The sequence below is a fragment of the Paenibacillus sp. MAHUQ-63 genome (assembly GCF_028765165.1).
GTDB lineage: Bacteria > Bacillota > Bacilli > Paenibacillales > NBRC-103111 > Paenibacillus_E.
Map to the genome: position 1 here is coordinate 266,658 of NZ_JARADB010000006.1, position 24,138 is coordinate 290,795.

16 protein-coding genes are annotated in these 24,138 nt (G+C 52.8%); 6 read left to right on the forward strand and 10 right to left on the reverse strand.

The genetic code is table 11. The features are described from left to right. Positions 1–737: 737 nt before the first annotated feature. From PUT07_RS28915 to PUT07_RS28930, 4 genes are all read right to left on the reverse strand, one after another. Positions 738–863 (reverse strand): DUF6254 family protein, encoded by a 126-nt coding sequence (locus PUT07_RS28915; RefSeq protein WP_274472258.1) that lies wholly within the window; start codon positions 861–863, stop codon positions 738–740. A gap of 128 nt (positions 864–991) precedes the next feature. Next, complete coding sequence (locus tag PUT07_RS28920; RefSeq protein ID WP_274472259.1) at positions 992–5,542, reverse strand: glutamate synthase-related protein; 4,551 nt, start codon at positions 5,540–5,542, stop codon at positions 992–994. 755 nt (positions 5,543–6,297) lie between these two features. Continuing rightward, positions 6,298–7,638 carry a glutamate-1-semialdehyde 2,1-aminomutase gene (locus PUT07_RS28925; RefSeq protein ID WP_274472260.1) on the reverse strand — a complete coding sequence of 447 codons (1,341 nt, stop codon included), beginning with the start codon at positions 7,636–7,638 and terminating at the stop codon, positions 6,298–6,300. A 102-nt stretch (positions 7,639–7,740) separates the two neighbouring features. Next, positions 7,741–8,739, reverse strand: a complete 999-nt coding sequence (locus tag PUT07_RS28930; RefSeq protein WP_274472286.1) for an LCP family protein — start codon at positions 8,737–8,739, stop codon at positions 7,741–7,743. A 241-nt stretch (positions 8,740–8,980) separates the two neighbouring features. Between PUT07_RS28930 and PUT07_RS28935 the strand changes: the two genes are divergently transcribed. From PUT07_RS28935 to PUT07_RS28955, 5 genes are all read left to right on the forward strand, one after another. After that, a complete protein-coding gene (locus tag PUT07_RS28935; protein WP_274472261.1) occupies positions 8,981–10,036 on the forward strand; it encodes an ABC transporter ATP-binding protein in 1,056 nt (351 codons plus the stop codon). Beyond that, positions 10,029–10,823 carry an ABC transporter permease gene (locus PUT07_RS28940; protein WP_274472262.1) on the forward strand — a complete coding sequence of 265 codons (795 nt, stop codon included), beginning with the start codon at positions 10,029–10,031 and terminating at the stop codon, positions 10,821–10,823. The genes PUT07_RS28935 and PUT07_RS28940 overlap by 8 nt, the downstream gene beginning before the upstream one ends. 6 nt (positions 10,824–10,829) lie before the next feature. Then, positions 10,830–11,615, forward strand: coding sequence for an ABC transporter permease (locus PUT07_RS28945; protein WP_274472263.1), 786 nt, complete (start codon positions 10,830–10,832; stop codon positions 11,613–11,615). A 124-nt stretch (positions 11,616–11,739) separates the two neighbouring features. After that, a complete protein-coding gene (locus tag PUT07_RS28950) occupies positions 11,740–13,023 on the forward strand; it encodes a phytoene desaturase family protein (RefSeq protein ID WP_274472264.1) in 1,284 nt (427 codons plus the stop codon). Between the two features lie 27 nt (positions 13,024–13,050). Further along, positions 13,051–13,974, forward strand: a complete 924-nt coding sequence (locus PUT07_RS28955) for an RNA polymerase sigma-70 factor (RefSeq protein ID WP_274472265.1) — start codon at positions 13,051–13,053, stop codon at positions 13,972–13,974. 36 nt (positions 13,975–14,010) lie between these two features. Here PUT07_RS28955 and PUT07_RS28960 read toward each other — a convergent pair whose 3' ends face one another. From PUT07_RS28960 to PUT07_RS28980, 5 genes are all read right to left on the reverse strand, one after another. After that, positions 14,011–15,960 carry an FtsX-like permease family protein gene (locus PUT07_RS28960; protein ID WP_274472266.1) on the reverse strand — a complete coding sequence of 650 codons (1,950 nt, stop codon included), beginning with the start codon at positions 15,958–15,960 and terminating at the stop codon, positions 14,011–14,013. Then, positions 15,950–16,711 (reverse strand): ABC transporter ATP-binding protein, encoded by a 762-nt coding sequence (locus PUT07_RS28965; RefSeq protein WP_274472267.1) that lies wholly within the window; start codon positions 16,709–16,711, stop codon positions 15,950–15,952. Before PUT07_RS28965 ends, PUT07_RS28960 begins: the two co-directional genes overlap by 11 nt. A gap of 99 nt (positions 16,712–16,810) precedes the next feature. Next, positions 16,811–17,821: a sensor histidine kinase gene (locus tag PUT07_RS28970; RefSeq protein WP_274472268.1), complete on the reverse strand. Its 1,011-nt coding sequence runs from the start codon at positions 17,819–17,821 to the stop codon at positions 16,811–16,813. Further along, the gene (locus tag PUT07_RS28975; RefSeq protein WP_274472269.1) at positions 17,814–18,509 is read right to left on the reverse strand and encodes a response regulator transcription factor; all 696 of its coding nucleotides are present in this window, start codon (positions 18,507–18,509) and stop codon (positions 17,814–17,816) included. The genes PUT07_RS28970 and PUT07_RS28975 overlap by 8 nt, the downstream gene beginning before the upstream one ends. A 135-nt stretch (positions 18,510–18,644) precedes the next feature. Then, a complete protein-coding gene (locus PUT07_RS28980; protein WP_274472270.1) occupies positions 18,645–19,997 on the reverse strand; it encodes an S-layer homology domain-containing protein in 1,353 nt (450 codons plus the stop codon). Between the two features lie 154 nt (positions 19,998–20,151). Here PUT07_RS28980 and bcp point away from each other — a divergent pair, with 154 nt between their 5' ends. Then, positions 20,152–20,634 (forward strand): thioredoxin-dependent thiol peroxidase, encoded by a 483-nt coding sequence (gene bcp / locus PUT07_RS28985; RefSeq protein ID WP_274472271.1) that lies wholly within the window; start codon positions 20,152–20,154, stop codon positions 20,632–20,634. A gap of 1,827 nt (positions 20,635–22,461) precedes the next feature. Here the strand turns inward: bcp and PUT07_RS28990 are convergent. Further along, on the reverse strand, positions 22,462–23,976 hold the full coding sequence (locus tag PUT07_RS28990; protein WP_274472272.1) for a methyl-accepting chemotaxis protein: 1,515 nt from the start codon (positions 23,974–23,976) through the stop codon (positions 22,462–22,464). Between the last annotated feature and the right edge of the window lie 162 nt (positions 23,977–24,138).

Consider the following 24,138-nt stretch of genomic DNA (forward strand, 5'->3'; position numbering starts at 1 on the left):
GCCAAGGAAGAACTGAGCGAAAGGGATAGTGCCGCAAGAGGCAGGTCCGAGGAGAAACTGAGCGAAGGGGATAGTACCGCAAGAGGCAGGGCTGAGGAAGAACTGAGCGAAAGGGATAGTGCCGCAAGCGGCAGGGCCAAGGAAGAACTGAGCGAAAGGGATAGTGCCGCAAGAGGCAGGTCCGAGGAGAAACTGAGCGAAGGGGATAGTGCCGCAAGAGGCAGATCCGAGGAAGAACTGAGCGAAAGGGATAGTGCCGCAAGCGGCAGGGCCAAGGAAGAACTGAGCGAAAGGGATAGTGCCGCAAGAGGTAGGTCCGAGGAGAAACTGAGCGAAGGGGATAGTGCCGCAAGAGGCAGATCCGAGGAAGAACTGAGCGAAAGGGATAGTGCCGCAAGAGGCATGGCCGAGGAAGAACTGAGCGAAAGGGATAGTGCCGCAAGAGGCAGGGCTGAGGAAGAACTGAGTGAAGGGGATAGTGCCGCAGCAAGAGGCAAAGTCCTAAAGGAAGAACTGAGCGAAAGGGATAGTGCCGCAAGAGGCAGTGCCGAGGAAGAAGAACTGAGCGAAGGGGATAGTGCTGCAAGATGCGGTGACCAGGTATATGGGGGCAGGTACGGTACGAACGTTTATGGTACGTTAAATCAAAGAACCCGCCAATCCCATGTTCGGGGGAGACGGGATCGACGGGTTGCTTTGAGTTGGTCCCTCGACTGATGTAGGAGAGGGGTGGTGCGTTATTGGTTGTGTTCCGCGTCGTACTCACTGGCGAATTCGGCCAGAGACTTCACCTTACCATGTGGATGTCTAGCTTGTTTGCGGCTTTTCCATGCTGCTTCATCGCGGCGCTTCGAGTGGCTCATAGCAGAAAACCTCCTATGGTATGCGGATTGGTGTTGCCTTAATAAATTGTGATTTGCGTGGCTGTTTTATGCAAGGCGACAAAAAAGCTCCACAAGACTCGGCAGAGTCCTGTGGAGCTTTCGTTATACTATTCCGTTGCAACGGATTGGTCAGCTTGCATGTTGACCGGGGAGATACGGATGAAGTTAGTTTCCAGATTGCTGAGCAGACCGTCGATTTTGGCTGCTGCTTCCGGCTGGCCGGAGTTCGCAAGCTCTGTACGGTAAGCTGTGAGCAATTCGTTCAGATCTTTTTTGCTTTGAACGCCGACAGACTCGATTTTTACTTTCGCGCCTTTGGCGATACGACGTTCGATTGCTGCTTGATCGAGACCCATTTCAGGTACAAGGCGTTGGTAGATCACGCCGCCTGTCATACCTGCGCAGATCCATGGACCTGGATCTCCCATAACAACGGCGCGGCCGTTCGTCATGTACTCGAACGCGAAGCCTTTGAGGTTCGCACGAGCCGCAAGTCCGCCAAGCTCATCTTGCAATGGCGTTGTAATTTCGCCGCCGAATACGACGTCTGCACCGGAGAATCGGATACATGCACGAGTATCTGCGCTGCCTTGGATCAAGAACAAGCCTTTTTGAGCACCGTAACCGAAGGATTTACCCACGCTGCCGTTGATGAAGGTGTTGTTTTTGCCAAGCGCTTTGACGATGGCGACTTTACCGCCGAACGCCATTTTACCAAGACCGTCCTCGGCACCACCTTGAACGGTGATGTCGACGCCGCGGGCATTGAAGGCTGCCAGACCGTTACCTGGAACGGAACCGTCAACAAGGTTCAAAGCAACCGCAGGAAGCTCATCGTAGCTGCCGTCGAAACGGTCTCTTACGCGGTGACTGGAGTAACGAGTTCCGAGAATACGGGACTCTGCATCCACTTTGGACCAGTTGCGAACGACAGGAGCGTCGAATGCCACGGACTCAGGGAAGAATTCCAGACCTTCTGCGCCAGCCGCAATACGGATGTCGGAGGATACGGCCGCTTCTTCCATCGCTCTCTCTGCATCGGATACGAACTGAAGCGGAGCCGGACGAAGGATATCGGACAGATCAATGCGATCCAAGTGGCTGACTTGCTCAAGCAGGTCGGAACGACCTACAAGGTCTTGCAGGCTCGAGAATCCTAGAGAAGCGACAACTTCACGCACTTCTTCGCCAATACCGCCGAACAAACGAACCAAGCTGTCTACAGCAACGTCGTACTGACGAGGCACGAAGCGGCGAAGACCTTTCTCTTCGGCTTCTTCCATGGAATCGATTTGGGTTGCGATACCTACATGGCAAGTGTCCAAGTGACAGCCGCGGCAAGTTGTACAACCGATCGATTGCATGGCGATACTTCCGAAGCCTGCACGGTTGGCACCGAGCATAACCATTTTAACAACGTCGGCGCCTGATTTCAGACCACCATCGGACCATAGCTCAACGCGGTGACGAAGACCAGCTTCAATCAGAGCGACGTGAGCAAGTTTCGTACCGATCTCGGTAGGAAGACCTACGTGTGTCAAGGAGTGGATACGAGCCGCACCTGTACCGCCGTCAAAACCGGAAAGGGTAATAACGTCAGCGCCAGCTTTGGCTACACCAACCGCAATTGTACCGATACCTGGAACAACCGGGATTTTAACAATAATTTTCGCTTTGCGTCCGCTAGCTTCTTTCAACTCGGAAATGATTTGCGCCAAATCCTCGATCGAGTAGATATCGTGGTTGTTGGATGGCGAGATCAGGTCGGAGCCGATCGTTGCATTACGAGCAGCTGCGATTTTCGCTGTTACTTTGGAGCCTGGCAAGTGACCGCCTTCGCCCGGTTTAGCCCCTTGACCGATTTTGATCTCAAGGAAAGCTACTGCGTTAGCAAGCTCTACGTTAACACCGAAGCGTCCGGAGGCTACTTGCGCGCCGCGCGTCTTTTTGTAACGGCCAAGCATATCTTTAATCTCTCCGCCCTCGCCGTTCATGGTTACCATGTTCAGGCGTTCGCCGGCTTCAGCGTAGGCACGGAAAGCTGTTTCGTTCTGAGAACCGAAGGACATGGAGGAAATCAGCATCGGCAAGGAATGACCGCCAATGGAGATATCAACCTTCGACGGGTCAAGCGGTTTGCGGCCTTCGGCCAGCGCTTTCTCCACGTTGAATCCAGCGATATGACGAATGGAAATCGGGTTCTTCTTCTCTTCTTCACGCAGTTTGTCGCGGTAGTCGGCATAAGATGCAGCACCGGATGCGGCATCGCCCAATGCCTTCCACATGCGTTGGAAGAAGCGGAAGTTTTTCGCTGCTTTCGCTTTCGGGTTGGTGAAGTCGTTGTAACGAGCCTCTGCTTCAGCTTCGAGCTGAGCAAAGCCTGTTCCACCTTTCTCACTACCCAGGTAGTTCACGATATCAAGCACCTCTGCCACTTCCGGATGGAAGCCGATGGAGGAGAAGAAGCGTGTATAGCCGCGAAGCTCATGCGTACCGATCGTGGAGATGACTTTCTCCAGACCTTTGGTCAGGGCTGCGTATACTTTACGAGCTGCCGCCGCGCTGCCGTCTTTGTCGGAAGCTGTGGAGAACAACAGGTAAGGCGAGATCACGTCAGCGCCCAATCCGCAGGCAACTGCGATGTCATGCAGGTTGCGAATGGCAGCGGAACGCAGAATTAATGTAACATGACGGCGCAGGTTGTCACCGAATGTAAGCTTTTCTGCACGAAGCGCGATATCGATTTTGGATACGGCCAGGTGCGGCTCCAGCCACAAGCGATCGTTCTGGTGAGCTTCCGCATCGTCAAGGACGATCAGGGAAGCACCAGCGCGAGCAGCGGCAATAGCGTCAGCAGCCAAAGCGTCCAAACCGGCGCTCAAGGAAGTTCCTCTTGCGAATGTCGCGGAGAGCACGGCTACTTTGTTGTCACCTTGGGCACGGAACAAGGCAATTAATTGCTCAAGGGATGGCTGGGACAAATGCTCTTCACTGTCTACGCCGTTCGTACCTTCCAGTACAAGCGGAGCCAGAAGCTCAATCCGCAGTTTGTCATCAACCTGTGCATACACCGGAGTACGGGAGCCTGCAATGACACGCGTAGAGAAATGTTCCATTTCACGGTCACGGTCGATCGCCGGGTTCGTAACAACCGCTACGCTCTCTTTAATGAAGTCAGGCACATTTTGACGTTCCCATGCGATAGCGGCATGAGGGGAATCGTGACCCAAGGAACGGATCGGCTCTGCGCCTGTTTCGGACATTGTCTCGATATGGGAGATACCGTCGCGGTCCCAACCGAATGCGCTGTATAGTTGGTCTGTCGCCACAATGTTCTCGTTAAGCTCAGCCTGCGTATCTGTTTTCACAGGATTCAGATATTTGCGAAGACCGCTAATATTCAGACGCTTGCTTGCGCGCTCGTAGACGAGAGATTGTACTTCATGATAAGGAATAACTTGGACGTGTTCGCCTGGAGTCAGCACGACGCCGACTTTCTCGCCTGGAGCGATCGGCTTCGGATCAGCGACCATTTCGCCTACTGTGATAACACCTTGCTCGGAAGAGAAGTATAGGGATGAGTCGCTCTCAACCATCCATACCGGACGGAGACCAAGCGCATCCACGCTGAAAATACATTCGTTGCCGTAACGGGAAACGATACCTGCAGGACCTTGTGCGAAGTGACCCCATACTTGACGGTAGTACACATACAGATCTTGCAGCTCCGGACGGAACTGTTTCATTTCATTAATAATAGGAGGGAATACCATTTCCATGGCTTCGAAAAGGGATAAGCCAAAACGGTGAATGAACGTTTCGATCGTTCTATTCATGTCTTGGGAGTCAGAACCGCCGCTAACGAGCGGAACGCCAACCATGTCAGCTTCGATGCGAAGCTTCTTAACCGTGTTGATTTCGCCGTTGTGACCCAGCAGGGAGAACGGTTGAACACGAAAGAAGCTGGACAACGTGTTCGTGGAATAACGGTTGTGACCGATTGTCACTTGGGAAGCGAAGAGCGGATCCCGTGTGTCGTTAAAATATTTTGGCAGAATGCTTGCCGCACCCAATACCTTGTAAGCGGAAGTTACATTGCTTAGGGTCGCTACGTGAACGTTATAACGGTCTTCGATCGCGATATGCAGCTCAAAAAGGTGATCGGCCACTTGGCCTTCCGTTTTGTTGCTGATCCCGGCGATTTGCCAGAACGTCGGCTCATCGTTCAATCCGTTAGGACCAAGAACGGAACTATCAACTTGATTCTCTTGCTCGAGAATGATGGATACGTCGTGGGCTGCAAAAAGCTCACGGATGCCATTCTGAATCTCGGTAACGGTCAGGTCCAGTTTGCGTGGAACAAAAATATGTCCAACAGAAAAACGGTTGTCATAGGCAAGCTTGCCGTCAAGACCAGCGTCCGTTAATTTCTGTTCCCAAAGAGCACGTGGAATGTCAGTTAAAATACCGCAACCGTCGCCTTCACCGTTAATAAAACCTGAACGATGTTCCATTTTTACAAGGGCATCAATCGTTTTTTGGATGTTATCACGGGTAGGATGACCGTTCTTTTCAATAATACAAATAATACCGCAGCTGTCGTGTTCGGTGCCTAGTAGATCTTGAAAACGGCCTTCATTACGCATAATTTCATTCATTGCTCAGGTCAGTCGCCTGACCGTCACCTCCCATACATATTTAAACTCCTCTTCCTACTTACGCTCTTGCATTTCGGCACTAATGATCCCGTTACCTACAGTATTTTCGATGTATGACCGTAAAGCGGCCAAAAACGAAATATGCAGGCTTCTGAATAAAAATGCAATTTAACTGAATAGCATGCCAATTTCGAGGACATGGCTCCCTTGAAATCAGTCAAAAATCGACCCGTCATAAAGTAAGGCATCAAACACAAAAAACGAACGCAAATTTGTAAATCATGCCCTAACTTTCTAGGAAAATACTACGAAAACAAGACTTTTCGTGAAAAGGGTAAAAGTAATCTTAGAATAGCATGAAAAAGTTCATCCGACAATAGTTGCGGAGCGAAAACAAAAATGTAAGCGTTACCTTTCGTGTATAATGGTGAATAAAGGTAATTCTTTTGGTGGGTGGGGGGCTCATAAAATACGAACGAACTAAGATCATCATAGGATCATAGTTCGTTTCTAGGACAAGTCTATTAGAAGAACTGGAAGAATAAAGCGATTGAAAAAAGGCGGTATGGCTGCTTTTTTTGGCGAAATTGCCTGTATTTTTTGGAAAATTCGCCAACCTTGAACAAGACGCGTCCGTTGCGAGGTTTGATAAAATTTAAGAAATGCAATTCATGAGCTGCCAAGCCGTCAATGATGTTAGCTTTGTGCACATAAAATCGTGGCAAATCCATGCAGCTTGGCAGCTTTAATGACTTTTAACGGGTTTTCATCGTTCGAAAGGCATTGTCGGCCGCATCCAGTGTTCGTGCAACATCGTCTTCCGTATGCGCGATGGTCATGAACCACGCCTCATATTTGGATGGCGCAAGATTAATTCCTTGCTCCAGCATAAGCCGGAAGAAGTCTGCGAAGCGTTCGCCGTCCGTATCCTGCGCTTCGTCATAGTTCGTGACGGGATGATCGCAGAAGTGAGTGGAGAAAGCACCGCCGATGCGGTTCAGCGTCAAGGCGATGCCGTGCCTTGCGGCGGACTCGGCAATGCCGTCCGCAAGCGCCGCGCCAAGCTGCTCGAGCTTGGCATAAACGCCTGCCTGCTGGAGCACCTCCAGGCAGGCGATGCCGGCCGAGATGGAGGCGGGGTTCCCCGCCATCGTGCCGGCCTGATACGCAGGTCCGAGCGGAGCGACCTGCTCCATCACGGCTTTGCGGCCCCCATAGGCCCCGATCGGCAGACCGCCGCCGATCACCTTGCCCAGGGCCGTCAGGTCCGGTTCGACGGCGGCGAAGCGCGCCGCCGCTTCCGCGGCCTCCGCTAGCGGGAGGCCGGGGTACGTCTGTGCCGCTCCATAATGGAAGCGGAACGCCGTGATGACCTCGTCGTAGATGACGAGGGCCCCGTACCTGCGAGCAGCCGCGCAGAGCTGCTCGAGGTAGCCGGCATGGGGCATGACCATGCCGAAGTTGCCGACGATGGGCTCGACCATCACCGCGGCGATGTCTTCACCCCAACGCGCAAGCGCGTCCTCGAGTGCCGGAATGTCGTTGAACGGCACGGTGATGACCTCTTGCGCGATGCTGGACGGCACGCCGGCGCTGTCCGGCGTGCCCAGCGTGGACGGCCCGGAGCCGGCCGCCACGAGCACGAGATCGGAGTGGCCATGATAGCATCCGGCAAACTTAATGATTTTGGTGCGCCCGGTGTAGGCGCGCGCCACGCGGATCGTCGTCATCACGGCCTCGGTGCCGGAGTTGACGAAGCGCACTTTGTCCAGCGACGGAATCGCGGATTTCAGCATTCTGGCGAACTCGATCTCGAGTTCGGTCGGGGTGCCGTACAGCGTGCCGTTCTGTGCGGCGCGGCAAATCGCTTCGGTCACGTGCGGATGCGCGTGACCGGTAATGATCGGGCCGTAGGCGGCGAGGTAGTCGATATAGCGGTTGTCGTCCACGTCCCAGAAGTGCGCGCCTTGCGCGCGCTTCATGAAGACGGGGGCGCCGCCGCCGACGGCCTTGAAGGAACGGGAGGGGGAGTTGACCCCGCCGACGATGTGCTGCAGCGCTTCTTGATAGAGCTGTTCGGAATTTTTACGTTCCATAGATAGAATCAGTCCTTTGTGCTGAATTTGGTATGTACAGGTCTTGGTCTTACAAAAAGCCTCTGCTTGCAGGGCAGACCCTTCAAGCAGAGGCGTGTTATGTTACTTCGCGGTTGTTTTCACCGAAGACTTGGGTGTCGGAGAAGGCGACGGCTTCGTCGGCCCTGTGTCCGCTTCCGCGGTACCGGCAAATAAATCTTTCACATATTTCTGCAGCTTCGTCTTGTCGGCGGTGATGACCGCGGCTCCGCGCACATTGCGTTCGACCAGCAGATCGGTCGGCGGCAGTTGGGAGGAGACGATGCCGTCGGCTTTGGCCTCGAAGCCCAAGGAAGCGAGCTTCAGCATATCCGTTACGCTTAGATTCGTATCGATGTAAGGATCCATCGCATTCAAAATTTTGGGCAGCTTGATCAGGGAAGATGTGGTTTGCATCTTCTGAGCGACGGCCGTCAGGAATTTCCGCTGACGTTCTGTGCGCGAGAAGTCGGACAGGGCATCATGCCGGAAGCGCACATACTGCAGAGCGGTTTTGCCGTCGAGATGCTGGAGCCCTTTCTTCAAGTTAATATCGTAGACATGGTCATCTTCGGAATCGGTATATTTCATGTCTTTCTCAACATCAATCTCAATTCCGCCAATCGCATCAATAAGGGCTATGAAGCCTTTGAAATCCGTATAAACGTAGTACTGCACGGGGATGCCGAGCAGGTCGCTGACCGTTTTCATTGCCAGATTCGGACCTCCCGTCGTGATGGCCGTGTTGATGCGGTCTTCGCCTTCGCCGGGAATTTTGACGTACGTGTCGCGAAGGATGGAGAACAGGTGAGCTTTCTTCGTCACCGGATCAATGGAAGCGAGCATAATGCTGTCCGACCGCGGAAGCTCGTTCTTCGCCATGCCGCGGGAATCCCCGCCTAAGAGCAAAATGTTGACCCGCTGCTTGCCCTCCCATTTGGGCGGCGTATATTTATCACCCTTGTCCTTCACAGTCTGGGCGATAAGAGATGTGCTGCCATTATTCAGAGCCGTGTCCGATTTATTGGAAATATTACTCGCGAAATGGTAAAAGGAATAGGAATAATAACCAGCTACCACCATCAGAAGCAAGCCGATCAGGAGCAAGGTACGTTTAATAATTCTCAAGGTTCAGCGCTCCTTTCTTTGTTTAAGATAATCTGTACTTTTTTTTCTTACAGAATTCATGTATCATAGTTTGGTGCAAAAGTTTTACATTACTGCTTTATGATCCATATTATAGATGCTACGAAACTTCGATAGCAAGTTACGGCGAATTTTGCCGTTATATGTAGCCGAGTCTATAAGGACAGGAGGGAAGTTCATGTTAGCCATTGATGTAGAGAATCTTCGCAAGGAATTTCAAGTTCAGCAGAGCCGCGGAGGCTTAAAAGGTGCCTTCCATGATTTATTTCATAGAGAGTACAAGCAAATTACAGCCGTGAAAGACATCAGCTTTCAGATTCCAAAGGGCGAAATTTGCGGATATATCGGTGAAAATGGCGCCGGTAAATCGACGACGATCAAGATGCTGACGGGCATTCTCGTGCCGACATCCGGCCATATCAAGGTCAATGGGTTCGTTCCGTTCAAGGAACGGGAGAAATTCGTCGCCGGGATCGGCGTCGTGTTCGGCCAGCGCAGCCAGCTCTGGTGGGATATCGGTGTCGTCGAATCTTTTCAATTATTGAAGAAGGTATACCGTGTATCCGAAGCGGACTACAAGAAACGCCTTGACGAGCTTGTCGATCGCCTGCAGCTGTCTGATTTGTTATCGCGACCTGTCCGTAAGTTAAGCTTGGGGCAGCGGATGCGCTGCGAGCTTGCGGCATCGCTCATTCACAATCCGGCGATCCTGTTCCTTGACGAACCGACCATCGGTCTGGATATTGTCGTGAAAACCGAGATTCGTGAATTTCTCAAATCGCTCAATCAGCGGTACGAGACGACGATTCTGCTAACGACGCATGACCTGCAGGACATTGAGGCGCTATGTTCGCGTGTTATTATGCTCGATGACGGCCGGATTATTTATGACGGCGGCTTGGAAGAGCTGAAAGCCAAGTGGGGCAAGGGCAAGGAAGTGGTGCTTCAGTTCGAGCATCCGATCACGCTGCCGCGTCTGCAGCAGCTCACGCAGGGGCTTGATGTAGCTTGGCAGCTGGAGAACGAGCTGTGCGCCAAGGTATTCATCCCTTACGAGCGTGCGAATGTGTCGGAAGTGCTGAGCCGCGTCGTCGGTGTGGAGCAGATTCAGGACATCAAAATTAATGAGACAAATACGGATGACATCGTACGTGAAATTTATAAAGCAGGTTCGGCCGAAGTGAAACATCCGGAAGAGGCGAAGCAGCCGGAGGGAGTCGCCACCCATGCTTAGTGCTTATATGGAAGTCATTCGCATGCGGTTCCTCATGATGCTCGCTTACCGGGTGAATTACTACAGCGGCATTCTGATCTATGCGCTCAATATCGGTTCTTACTACTTCGTCTATAAAGCGATTTATGGCGGCCAAGCGATGATCAGCGGCATGACCTTGGGACAAATGACGACGTATGTGGCGGTTTCCTGGATGGGCCGCGCCTTCTATTTTAATAACTTGGACAGGGAGATCGCCAACGAAATTCGCGACGGCAGTGTAGCGATTCAGTTCATTCGCCCGTATAATTACGTTTTTGTGAAAATGATGCAAGGTCTCGGCGAAGGAGTCTTCCGTTTGCTGCTGTTCACAACGCCGGGCATGATTCTCATCTGGCTCCTGCTGCCGATTGAATTTCCAAGCGATCCGGGCCTATGGCTGATCTACTTCGTGATGTTGTTTTTCGCATTTTTAATAAATACGCAGTTGAATATCATTACGGGACTGTTCGCGTTCTTCCTGGAAAATAACGAAGGCTTGATGCGCATGAAGCGTGTTGCCGTCGATCTGTTCTCCGGCCTGATCATTCCGATTTCCTTCTTCCCCGGATGGGCCGAAGGTATTCTGCAATGGCTGCCGTTCCAAGCGATCACGTATCTGCCCAGCGCCGTATTTACCGGGAAAATTACGGGATCCGCGATTTACCAAACTCTTGGCGTCCAAGTGCTGTGGTTCGGGGTTCTGCTGCTGCCGATGGTTGTCCTTTGGGTTAAATCCAGAACGCGTTTATTCGTACAGGGGGGTTAACACACAATGTTCTATGTCTCCCTAGTTGTCGACTATTTGAAAAACTACATGAAAACCCGCCTCACCTACCGTTCCGACTTCTGGATTGAAGTGCTGTCCGATTTGATGTTCAATGGGCTCAACTTATTCTTCATTCTCGTCGTATTTTTGCAAACGCAATCGCTCGGCGGCTGGAATCAAGAACAAATCTTGTTCATTTACGGTTATTTTATGATTCCGTACGGCATATTCATCACTTTTTTTAACCTGTGGGGATTCAGTGAAAGGTATATTATCAAAGGGGAAATGGATCGTATCCTGACCCGTCCGGCTTACAACTTATGGCAGCTGATGATCGAGAATCTCAGTCCGTCTTCGCTCTTTAGCGCGCTGGCGGGAATGATCGTCATGGTGTACTCGTGGGTGAAGCTGGAGCTTCCGTTTCACTGGCACGATCCGCTCATCTTCATCTTGATGGTCGTAGGCTCCATCCTGATCTATGCGGGCGTGTACATTTCGTTGACGGCGCTGTCCTTCTTCTCCGATGCTCCGACGGGGATTCTGCCGCTGATCTGGAACATTCAGAACTATGGGCGTTATCCGGCGACGATTTATAACAAGCTGCTGCGCAGCATTTTGACGTGGATCTTACCGTTCGCGTTCGTCGGGTTCTACCCTGCAGCGTATTTCATCGATCCGGAGAATTGGAAGTGGTTCGCGCTGCTGACGCCGGTGATGGGCATTGTTTTCAGCTTTATCGGCATTACGATCTGGAATATCGGCGTGAAGCGGTATCGCGGCGCCGGATCATAAGGGTTCGGTGTATGCAAACGAACGTCAGGAAGATTTTCCTGACGTTTTTTGGTGCGTTGTTGTCACAGAACGCGAACCTCATTCGCCATATGCAGTGAAATGAGATAACGGAGGGCGATGACGGATGGAGAGAACCAAATGGGATGCAGCGATCATTGGCGGAGGCTTGGCGGGACTTATCGCGGCCATTGAATTGGCAAGGGGGGCCCGGTCGGTGGTCCTCTTGGAGAAGTCGAGCCGCATGGGCGGCCGGGCCATAACGAATAACAAGAACGGCGCGCTGCTCAACTTGGGCGGGCATGCGCTCTATCGTGCGGGAGCGGCGTACGCGATTCTGAAGGAGCTCGGGCTCCGGCTGGAGGGAGGCGCTCCATCCCCCAAATTTGGCGCGCTGTGGAACAACCAGGTCGTGCCTATGCCGGCTACGCTCGGCACGATGATGTCTTCAAAGCTGCTGTCATGGTCCGGTAAAATGCAGCTGATGAAGGTTATGATGAAGCTGGCGAAGATGGACGCCAGCCGCATCCCGGACATGAGCCTCCGTGCATGGGCGGAGGCGGAGCTGTCGGATCCGATGGTGCGGCACATGCTATATTCCCTGTGCCGTACGGCGTCCTATGCGAAGGATCCGGATTACCAGCTGGCCGGGGACGTTCTGGCGCAGGTGCAGCGTTCTCTGAAGGGCGTGCTCTATCTGCACGGCGGCTGGCAGAGCATCGTCGACCAGCTCCAGGATCAAGCGGTACGAGCGGGCGTGCACATCGTGAGCGGCCGGGACGTGAAGGAAATCGTGCAAGAGGAGGGCCGCGTGCGAGGGCTAAAGCTGTCGGACGACGGCTATATCGAGACAGCGCACGTTATCAGCACGGCTTCCCCTGCCGAGACCTACAAGCTCGTGGATGGGGCGGAGCGGACGATCCTGAAGCGGTGGAAGGACGAAGCCCGGCCTGCCATGGCGGCTTGTCTGGATCTGGGCCTTCGGAAGCTGCCGGTCAAAGGGCGGGACATCGCTCTCGGACTGGATCAGCCGATCTTCTTCTCACACCATACGGTCAATGCGCGATTAAGCGATAATGGGACGCTGGTTGTGCATCTGATCAAATACAACGGACCCGGCGGGGGGGACCCTCAGGCCGACGAGCGCTTGCTGACCGAAGCGATGAGCACCCTGCATCCGGGATGGGAGCAGGAAGTGGTTGCCCGCCAGTTCCTGCCCAATATAACGGTTGTTCATGACACTTTGAACATTGCCAGATCAAGCCGTGTCACAGGCCCAACCGTCGAAGGGGTTCGCGGTCTCTATGTGGCCGGGGACTGGGTCACCCACGGAGAAATGCTCGCAGACGCTTCCGCGGCGAGCGCCAAACGGGCGGCAGACGCTATTTTCAAGTCGGACCGTCTGGCGTAAAATGGCAATGAGTAGGAGGTGCGGACCATGGACATAGCCGGAGATGCCGGACAGGTGTATACCGCGTATAAAACGCTGTTGTTTTCTTTAGCTTATCGAATGCTGGGAAGCGTGATGGATGCGGAAGATATCGTGCAGGAAGCGTTCCTGTACATGAGTGAGAAGAACCCGCAGGGGATTATGCATCCTAAAGCATATTTATGCAAAATGGTAACGAACCGCTGCATCGACAAGCTGCGATCCGCGAGCAAAACGCGCGAAGTGTATGTCGGTCCGTGGCTGCCGGAACCGCTGATGGAACCGGGGGAGGGCCAAAAGGACGCGCCGGAATACTCCTATTCCCATAAGGAGTCGCTGTCTACGGCCTATCTGCTGCTGCTGCAGCAGCTATCCTGGGTGGAGCGCGCGGTGTTCCTGCTCCGTGAGGTGCTCCAATATGAATATGAGGAAATCGCCGATATCGTGGGCAAAAACAGCGTGAACTGCCGGCAAATCTTCCATAGAGCGAAGAGCGCAATCAGCGCTAGCTCCGGCGGCAGAGAAGAAAGCGCAGGGGATTTGCCGCAGAGGCCGCAAGTCAGTGAGCAGACCGGCGCTCTCGTCGAGCAATTCGTGCAGGCGCTCGCTTCGGGCAATATGACGAAGCTGCTCAGCATCGTCAAAGCGGATGCCGTGCTGTACTCGGACGGCGGAGGCAAGGTGAGAGCGGCCGTACGGCCAATAGAAGGTGCGGAGCGTATCGCGATGTTCCTGTTCGGGGTGATGGCCAAAGCGCCGGCCGGCTTCAGCTACACGCTGTCGACGGTCAACGGACAATTGGGCATCGTGTCCTATCAGGATGGACATCCGAACACGGTGACGACCTTTCATATTGCAGATGGACGCATTGCGGCCGTGTATTTGGTTGTAAATCCGGATAAGCTGCGGCATATCGCCGATATAGAACAATAAGAAGAGCTGTCCCCGCGGGACAGCTCTTCTTCGCAATCATCCAAGCGATCTGCGGACGACCTTCTTGTAATGCTGGACGGATAGGAAGCCGAAGACCGAGTACAAGACGGTATAGAGCGCCATGACCAGCATCATCGGCGTCCACAGCTCCGCCCCGAACAAGAACCAGCCGGATTGAACGGCGAAGTAGCTGTGCAGCAGCCCGACGACAAGCGGAATGCCGAAGCTGAAGAGCTGCTTGCGCCGGATGCCTTTCATCAAATCGTCCTGCGAATAGCCGAGCTTGCGCAGAATCGTATAAGTCGGCTTCTCATCGGCGCTCTCGTCCATCTGTTTGAAATACAGAATGCAGCCCGACGTAATCAGGAACGCAAGTCCGAGGAAGCCGACGATGAACATGATGAGACCCATTCTGTTTTTTTGGGTATACGATCTTTCCAGCCTAGAGTCATATTGATCTTTACGGTCAAAGCCCAATTCTTTGAAAATGAGATTGGCTGCTTGCAGCTCCTCTTGCTTTACAATATCGATTCCCCGATAAGTGGAGGCTTGCCTGCGAAGGGCAGGATCCAGATCCAGCTTCATCCGTTCAAAGACAGAGTCGTCCACAATCGCCACCGGCGCAGTTCCAACAGCGAAATAGGAGGAAACGAAGGATTGCTTCTTCGAACCTATATAAGTTTGCTCGATGGTGTTCTGTTTACCGATGAACGCGACGCGGCCTGAATCTTTGAATTTCATAAATTTGATTAGCAGATCATTGGTGCCTGCAAACAAGGTTTGCTCGGGCGTTAAATCGTATGCCGGCGTATTTTTATCGCTGATTACAGCAATTGTCATCTTGGACGGGTCGACCAGCAGCCCGTTCAGATCGGAGGCAAGGATTCCCTTGATATTGACAACCATTTGCAGCACTTCAATCGTCGTGTCTTGATGTGCGATGTGCCGGGCATCCAGTGCCGCCTTGAATTGATCGGCATCCGCCGCTTGCGTGATGGAGAAATGGGCCGGAACGTCGTTTTCCGCCATTTTCTCTGCCGAGTAATACGAAATGTAGCAAAGCGACAGCAGGCCGATGGCTAGCGCGGATACGGTCGTAATAACCGTCAACAGCAGCGCATTGGATTTCATGCGAAACATGATGGACGAAAGCGAGAGTACTTCGCGTACATGCAGATAGCCGTTCTTTCTCTTGCGGATGACGTTAAGGATCAATCGGACGGACCCTTTATAAAAGAGATAAGAGCCGATGATGACGGATGCCAGAATAAAGATCATGGCGGAGAACAGCTCGACCATCGTTGTGAAATCGCCGCTGAACAGCTTCGAGGACACATAGTAGCCCATCAGGATCAGGGCGATGCCGATGAAGCCGATAGCGGCTTCGGCGAGCGACATGCGCTTGACCTTGATCTCCGTCGAAGAAGAAACGCGGAATAGCGAGAGAATCGTTTGCCTGCGGATGAACACATAATTGACGAGCATGATGAACACATAGATGGCGCCGAAAACGATGAACGTTTGGATCATTGCCGGCATGGAGAAGTGCAGCGTTGCAATAGCGCCAACCCCCGTAATGCGGAACAAAACCATCTGGATCAGCTTGGAGACCGAGAAGCCGATGAAGCTTCCCGCCAGCAGGGAGCCGAAGTACAGCATGAAGTTCTCCGCGCTTAGAATGCGGAATATTTCTGTTTTCGTCATCCCGATCAATTGCAACAGGCCGATTTCTTTACTGCGCCTTTTGACGAAAATATTGTTTGCGTACAGGTTGAAAATGGCGACGATCGCCACCAGCAGCACCGAAGCGGATCTGAGGGCGGCTGCGCCTTTGATCGAGCCTTTCGTCGGGTCCAGCGCCGGATCGTACTGCAAGGTAACGAAGGCGAAATACAGCGCCACACTGAACATTAAGGCGAACACGTAGAGATAGTAATGCTTGAGATTCGCCTTCAAATTTTGAAGGATCAGCTGGTTAACGCTCATTCTGCACACCGCCTAGAACCGCCTGAGTTTTCATGATGTCCTGGAAGAACGTATGTCTGGACTCCTGGCCTTTGTAGAGCTGCGTATAGATTTGCCCGTCCTTGATGAAAATGACCCGGCTGCCGTAGCTGGCTGCGACGGAATCGTGGGTGACCATGACGATGGTCGCCTTCCGCTGCTGATTCATCTCGCTCAGCTTATGCAGCAGATCGGAGGCGGACTTGGAGTCGAGCGCCCCGGTCGGTTCGTCGGCGAAGATGATGCCGGGCTCATGGACGAAAGCCCGGGCTGCGGAGGTCCGCTGCTTCTGGCCCCCGGATATTTCGTTCGGATATTTGTCCTTGATGTCGTAGATGCCGAGCTCGCTCGCCACCGCTTGGAACTTGCTCTCGGCTTCCGGCCGCGAGGTTCGGGTAATGGACAGCGGGAGCAGGATGTTTTCTTTCACCGTTAACGTATCGAGCAGATTGTAATCTTGGAAAATAAAGCCCAAATGCCGCTTGCGAAACTCGGCCAATTGCTTCTCTTTCAAGGCTGTGATTTCCATGCCCTCGATTTGAATCGAGCCTTGGCTGACCTTGTCAATGGAGGAAAGCACGTTGAGCAGGGTGGTCTTGCCAGAGCCGGATGCGCCCATGATGCTGACGAACTCCCCCTTCGCAATGGAAAGATCGAGACCTTTCAGCACCTCTTGTTTGTTGAATTTGTTGCCGTAGCTTTTATGGATTTTGGCTGCTTCCAAAATTGTCATGCGTTCTCACTCCTTTATTCGATAGCTCTATTATAAAAAGCTCCGCTCCGCTTTTCCCTCGATCGGGCGAACAAAGAAGAAAGGCATGTGACAATGTTGTCACATGCCCGTGATGCGCACGGCCTCATTCGGCAGGGGAAAGGTAAGGGTGAAGGTGGCGCCGCCGCCCGGCCGGGATTCCGCAGCCAATTGAATGAGCAGGCTATCTGCGGCCTTCTTCGCCAAATAGAGGCCCATCCCTGTAGCGGCGCTGTCCTGATGCCAGGCGGTGGAGGTGAAGCCTCTGTCGAAGATGCGCGGCAGATCCCGCGTGTCGATGCCCCGGCCGTGATCGACCACTTCCAGCACGGTCCGCTCTCCGGAGCGGCGGCTGCGGATGATGATATCGGCGGCATGCGGGCCGCTGTACTTCACGGCGTTCGTCACCAGCTGCCGGAGGATGAAGGCGAGCCACTTGGCGTCGCTCAGCACTTCCGCCACTTCGAAGTCGGCATCGAAGCCGATGCCTTTTTGAATACACCACGTCTTCAGCGTCTTAATCTCCGCATACGTCAAGGATGCCAAATCAACCTGTTCAATATACAGGTCGGTCTCCATGAAAGGCAGCCGCTTCTGATGAAGCTGCCGGTCCAGAAGCAGATGAATCCGCAGCCATTCGTAGGTAAGCGATGACTTCATCGTCTCGTCCTGCAGCCGGTCGATCATGAGGCGCATCGCGGTGAGCGGCGTTTTCACTTCATGAATCCACGCCAGCAGATCGTCCTTCTCCTGCTCCAGTGCAACCTGATGCGTGGAGGCGGACTGACGAAGCTCATTAGCGAGATTCGTCATACTCGTTTCCACGATCTCCTCGAAGGGACTGTCCGCGCCCTCGATGGTGGAGAGGTCCAGGTTGTTATCCCGTTCTTCGAGCTGCTTATAGAAGCGGGTTTCTTTGTGATAGCGCATAACTACAAAAACAAGAAATAAAGTGGTGGACAGAAAAACGATATAGAGAACCGGCGTGAAGGGGATGGCCCGGTCGAGCAAGGCGACCAGCAGCAAAAGCGCCTGCACGCACAGAACGAAGAGGAGCCAGCTCCTTCTCTCAAGGAGATAGCGTCTAATCATGATAATGCGCCTCTTCTGCGGCCATATATCCTTGTCCGACCTTCGTTTCGATGAAGCGGCCCAGTCCGAGCTCGTCCAGTCTTTTGCGCAGCCGATTCACATTGACCGTTAACGTGTTGTCGCTGACGAACCTTTCGTCATCCCACAGACTGTTGATGATGACTTCCCGGCTCACGATCGTATTCTTGCGTTCGATGAGCAGCTTCAGAATGAACATTTCATTCTTCGTCAAATCGATTGTGCCGGCTTCGTGCGTCACCGTATTTTTCTCGTAATCAATCGTTGCTCCGCACCACGTTTTCAGCTTGAGAGGCTCCGTGCTGTAGTTATAGACGCGGCGGAGTATCGCCTGGATTTTGGCAATAAGGACCTCGAAGTGAAACGGCTTCTGAATGAAGTCATCCGCGCCCAACTGCATCGACATGACCATGTCGGTCGGATGATCGCGCGAGGACAGGAAGACAATAGGCACATTGGAGTGAGCCCGAATCATGCGGCACCAATGGAAGCCGTCGAATTTGGGCAATTGAATGTCAATAATGACAAGATCCGGTTTGAGCGCCGCGAATGTTTCGATTACCCGCCCGAAGTCCGTGATGCCATGGACATCATAAGACCACTGCGAGAGACGGTCCTTGACCTCGGCGAAGAGTGTCGCGTCGTCTTCGATCAATAGTAACTTGAACATCTGGTTCACCTGCTTAAATCAAATATATCTAACACCCATTGTAATGGATTCGAGCGGCATGTGCGAATGACCGGTTTCGGCCCTGCATGGAAAAGAGCCTCAAACCCGCCGGCAGGCGGGCGTTGAGGCTCTTCCTTATGATTGCGCAGGTACTTCAGGTGTTGCTGGTACTGCAGGTACCGCAGGTGGTGTTGCAGGTACTGGAGGCACTGCAGGCACTGCAGGTTCTGCGGGTTCCGCAGGCAGTGCGGGGATAGTAAGCGGCTTCGCTTTCTTCGCATCCTCTGGCAGAATAATATCCACCGGTTGGTTTACATCCTTGTAAGTCATGGACATACTCATATCCATATGGTCGATCGGCACATTCGGATCTTCGCCATACTGGATGTGGTACTCGCCATTCATGCCGGCCGGCAGCTTCGTCTGCTCGTCTATCGTCAGGACGGCGGACAGAGAAACGCTCATTCCCGAGATCGCCGGGGAGTTCAGAACGTCCTTGAACGCATCTTGGCCGCTGCCAAGTCCGCTCAACATGTTGACGATATCGGCGGTGTTGGTCACCTTGCCGCGAACGGATAGCTTACGGAGCTTCTTCCCGTCACTCTCCGTTGTCCCGAGATCCTTATAGAAGAAATACGGTGTGACCAACGTTTTGTTAAGATCCAGACTTTTCTCCTGCAGCTCTATCAGCTGTTCGAAGGTGAAAGGAACTTGTTTGGACATATCGTACCACTCTAGGCCGTCTCCGGTGCTATTAGGCATACTCATGAAGATGCCTTGCTTGACCATGTACTGTTCTACGGTAATCGATCTTTCCTTCATGTCGGAGCCCGGTGCCTTCGTCGTAATCGATTGATGGATGCCTTGAGCCTTGTTGAAGGCGACGTCGGAGCTAAGGCTTGATTGCAGACTGTTACCTGGAAATCCGGCGCTTGGCGCGAAGGCAATCTGCATATTCATGTCCATCTTGGCGCGGAATGTATTCAGCAGCTGCGGGGAGGCCGGATCCGGCGTCAACCAAGCGGTCACGGACGAATCGTTAGCTAACGCTTTCTTGATGGCATCAGCGGCAGTTAGGCGTGGAATGCCGGAGCTGTGGCTGCTGAAATTGATACCGAAATCGCTCTGCAGCGCTTTGGCGGCCTGGCTGTCACTAGCACCGAGGAAGCGTCCGAGAATGAGCGCCGCTTCGGCAGGGGTGACGGTTTGGTCCAGGCGGAAAGTGCCGTCGGAGTAGCCTTCGATAATTTGGCGTTCGCGCATGACGCGTACGGTATCGGCATAAGGAGAGTCCGCACCGACATCCGCAGGCAGCTCGGTCAGCGCATTCGTCGGCACCAGCTTCAATTCATCGGCGATTTGTTGAATGAATTGTCCTCGCGTAATTAACTCGCTGTCATTCGGCGTTGCGGCAGAGACGGAAAGCGCTGGAACAGCAAGGGTTAATCCTAGAATGGAGATTAGCGTTTTGCGTTGGATAGGTATCATGACGGTTCTTCACTCCTTTGAAATTATAGGACTCTATTAAAATTACCATATTTTATCATTAGATTGCTAGTTTTGGTCATTGTGGTTTGATGTACTGCGCGAAATCCCTCATAATAGGGAGAATAGAAGCTTGGATAGAGGAGAGTTCATTCGTATGACGAAGAAAAAAGAACCGGAAACGGTCAGGCGGCTTGCCCCCGATTTCACATTGCCCGCATCGAACGGCAGCGCCGTATCGCTCCGTGATTATAGAGGGAAGAAGGTCGTCATCTACTTCTACCCGCAAGACAACACACCGACTTGCACCCAGCAGTCCTGCGACTTCCGGGACTATAACGGCAAGTTCGCCGAACTCGGCGTCGAAGTGATCGGCATTAGCCCCGATGAGTTGAACAAGCATCATCAATTCATCGCGAAATATGAGCTGCCGTTCCTGCTGCTCTCCGACTCCGACCATCAGGTCGCGGAGAAGTATGGCGTGTGGGCGCTTAAGAAGCTCTACGGCCGTGAGTATATGGGCATCGTGCGTTCCACCTTCCTGATCGATGAGGAAGGATACATCGTGAAGGAATGGAGCAAGGTGCGGATTAAGAACCACGTCCAATCGGTGGTGGATGCGGCAGCAGCAATGCCGTGACGGAAGCGGGCTGCGTTCCGAGCCGCATGAAGCCGTTCAACCAAAGAGCAAATTTGCTTTGGCCGAACGGCCGGCGGGCTTATGCCTGGGGAATTGGCATCCATCCTCTGCCTCGCTAGCGCGTCAAATAAAGTTGATTTGAGCATGCAATGGACACAAGAGCCGTTAATTGCTCATTTTGTGCTGATTTCGTCAATAGGTTTGCATAAAACCTAACATTCGTTAAATATAGGTGTCTCGTATCCCGGTACGAAAATCTCCAAAGTCTAACCGGCTTAGACATGCTTCGATTGGGAAGCTTGGCGGCGCGGCGCGGGAGCGGAACGGAAATGCAGGCCCTTATTTCAGTATAACGAGGGCCAATAGCCGCCGAAGCGGAAATAAGATGCGTTATTATGCTGATTGAGCTGCAAAACGACCAAATTCAGCAAGGATAACGCATTGTATTTCCCCTTTACCTTCCAGAACCGCTAATTCAGCCGTATTAACGAACTGTATTTCCGCTGGCGTGAGAGTCCTTTGGCCATAGTTTTCCAAGGCGGAAACACGTGCGGTTATTAGGCAATAAGGAGTAGCGAGGTCATTCTGGCGCGGCAGCTTGTTAGGTGGATGTGGCGACATTGAAGGAACGGGCTCTCAAGGGTGCGAGGAGGGAGTTCTTGCCGTGTTGGCAGGTAGCTTCGATTGGGAAGCTTGGCGGCGCGGCGCGGGAGCGGAACGGAAATACAGGCCCTTATTTCAGTATAACGAGGGCCAATAGCCGCCGAAGCGGAAATAAGATGCGTTATTATGCTGAATGAGCTGCGAAACAGTCAAATTCAGCAAGGATAACGCATTGTATTTCCGCTTTACCTTCCAGAACCGCTAATTCAGCCGTATTAACGAACTGTATTTCCGCTGGCGTGAGAGTCCTTTGGCCATAGTTTTCCGAGGCGGGAACACGTGCGGTTATTAGGCAATAAGGAGTAGCGAGGTCATTCTGGCGCGGTAGCTTGTTAGGTGGATGTGGCGACATTGAAGGAACAGGCTCTCAAGGGTGCGAGGAGGGAGTTCTTACCGTGTTGGCAGGTAGATTCGGGTGGGAAGCTTGGCGGCGCGGGAGCGGAACGGAAATACAGGCCCTTATTTCAGTATAACGAGGGCCAATAGCCGCCGAAGCGGAAATAAGATGCGTTATTATGCTGAATGAGCTGCGAAACAGTCAAATTCAGCAAGGATAACGCATTGTATTTCCGCTTTACCTTCCAGAACCGCTAATTCAGCCGTATTAGCGAACTGTATTTCCGCTGGCGTGAGAGTCCTTTGGCCATAGTTTTCCAAGGCGGGAACACGTGCGGTTATTAGGCAATAAGGAGTAGCGAGGTCATTCTGGCGCGGCAGCTTGTTAGGTGGATGTGGCGACATTGAAGGAACAGGCATCAAGGGTGTGAGGATGGAGTTCGTACCGTGTTGGCAGGTAGATTCGATTGGGAAGCTTGGCGGCGCGGGAGCGGAACGGAAATACAGGCCCTTATTTCAGTATAACGAGGGCCAATGGCTGCCGAAGCGGAAATAAGATGCGTTATTATGCTGATTGAGCTGCGAAACACCAGTAGGTTTGCATAGAACCTAAGGGGTGCTTCGAGGGGAGCGAGGCGCATTACCGGATACTTCTAGCGGTTTGCTTTCCGGTATTGCCCAATTATCTGTGACCGTTAGAACCGCTTAGCAGCGCAACTAACACTTTTAACGGCTGCTGTGTCCGTTAAGACTTAGGCGGGCTCACCACGTGCCGCATGACCAAGAAAAAAGCTATCCCCCCAATCCGGGTGGATAGCTTTTTGCACATTATTCCGTCACGATACGCAAATTCTGCTCCGCTTCTTTAATGCGCTCCAAGTTTTTGCGGTTGTTGAGCAGGAGAGATTGCAACGTAGCCGACAGCTCTTCCAATGTCGCGGATGCTTCTTCGGAGATGGCGGCCAGGTTGTTCGTGGAATCGCTAATCGTCACCGACGAGGAGCTGATCCGGTCCATGAGCTCGCCGTAGCTCGTGGAGAGCACCTTAAGCATCGTGACGGAGTCGGTGATGGATTCGAAGGCTTGCTTCGTTTGGCCGGTAATCTCATTGCTCTGCTGCATACGCAGGGAAACCTGATCCATCCGGGCGCGTGTCTGATTGGATAACGTCGTGAATTCCTGCAGCTGCTCGGAGATGCGGATGGCGGACTTCGCCGTCATATCGGCGAGCTTGCGAATTTCGTTCGCCACGACGGCGAAGCCCTTGCCGTGCTCGCCTGCTCTTGCCGCTTCAATGCTGGCATTGAGGGAGAGGAGGTTCGTCTGGTTGGCGATATCTTGAATCGTGTCGCTGAACTGGCTCGTTTCATTCAAGCGCTCGATCAGGGAGACCGTATCCTGCGACACCGCCTCGATATCTTTGGTGAAAGCGGTGAACGTATCCGACAGCTGCTCCATACGGCCGCGTCCTTGATCGGATAGCGAGGCGGCCTCGGTCGTTTTGCCGAGTAAGGTGTGGATGGAGTCGGACATCTGTTTGATCAAATCATTCATATGAGTGACGGACTCGTTGATCGACAGCGTCGAGTCGACTTGATCGCCTGCGCCTGTAGCAATATCCTGGAAGGCGCTGTTCATTTCATCGAACGAGGCGTTGTCCTCTTCTCCGGACTTCGTAATGGAATTCAAGTGCTCTGTAACCAGCGTGATTTGCTTGGCGGCCAGTTCGCGCTGCTCCTGCTGAAGGACAAGGAACTGCTCGGCTTGCGAGCGGGCTTCCGCCATGCTTTTGTTCATATAACCGGATACTTTCAGAGCTGCGAACATGAGTACGCTGATCAGGATAAAGTAAATGATGTAGGTCGGCATTGTTTTTGGATCCAGCTGAAGTACGTCTTTCTGGACGAAGAATAGATAGGCCATCTGGAACAATCCCCAGGCGGCGGAGATGAGCCAAGGCACCATTTTCATGAAAATAAGCGCCATAATCATCGTGTAGTACACGGAGAATACGTTCGTAATATCGGGTTTGCCGATAAGCTGTACGGTGGTAGAGATTCCGCTGGTGATGACAGCGAAATAGCATAAATAATGAATGAACTTTCTGCTGAAATGCAAGTAGGCATAGGTTAATAAAATGGCCGTTTCGAAAATGAGCGTAAACTTCATGCTGGAGTCCATCGTACCCACGCCTAAAGCCAGCACACTCAAATACATAAGTAAAGCGGTTGCACAAATGGCTAGAAACACAACGAAATTTCGCCGGATGACATCTCTGTCCCGTATTGAAGCCTGCATCTCGCTGCTCTTGTTCTGATTGTTGAACGTTGTCGAAAAATTCATCGTCATCCCCCGTCTGATATGCCGAACTTTGTCGGATTGCTGTAAGGTGTGGATTCTGCGGCCGTGGTTGGAACTCCTCTCAAAATGGCGCTAAGCAAGTGACATACTCCGCCGCTTTCTCCCATATACTCTATCAGTCAACAAAATGATAGAACAAAGCGG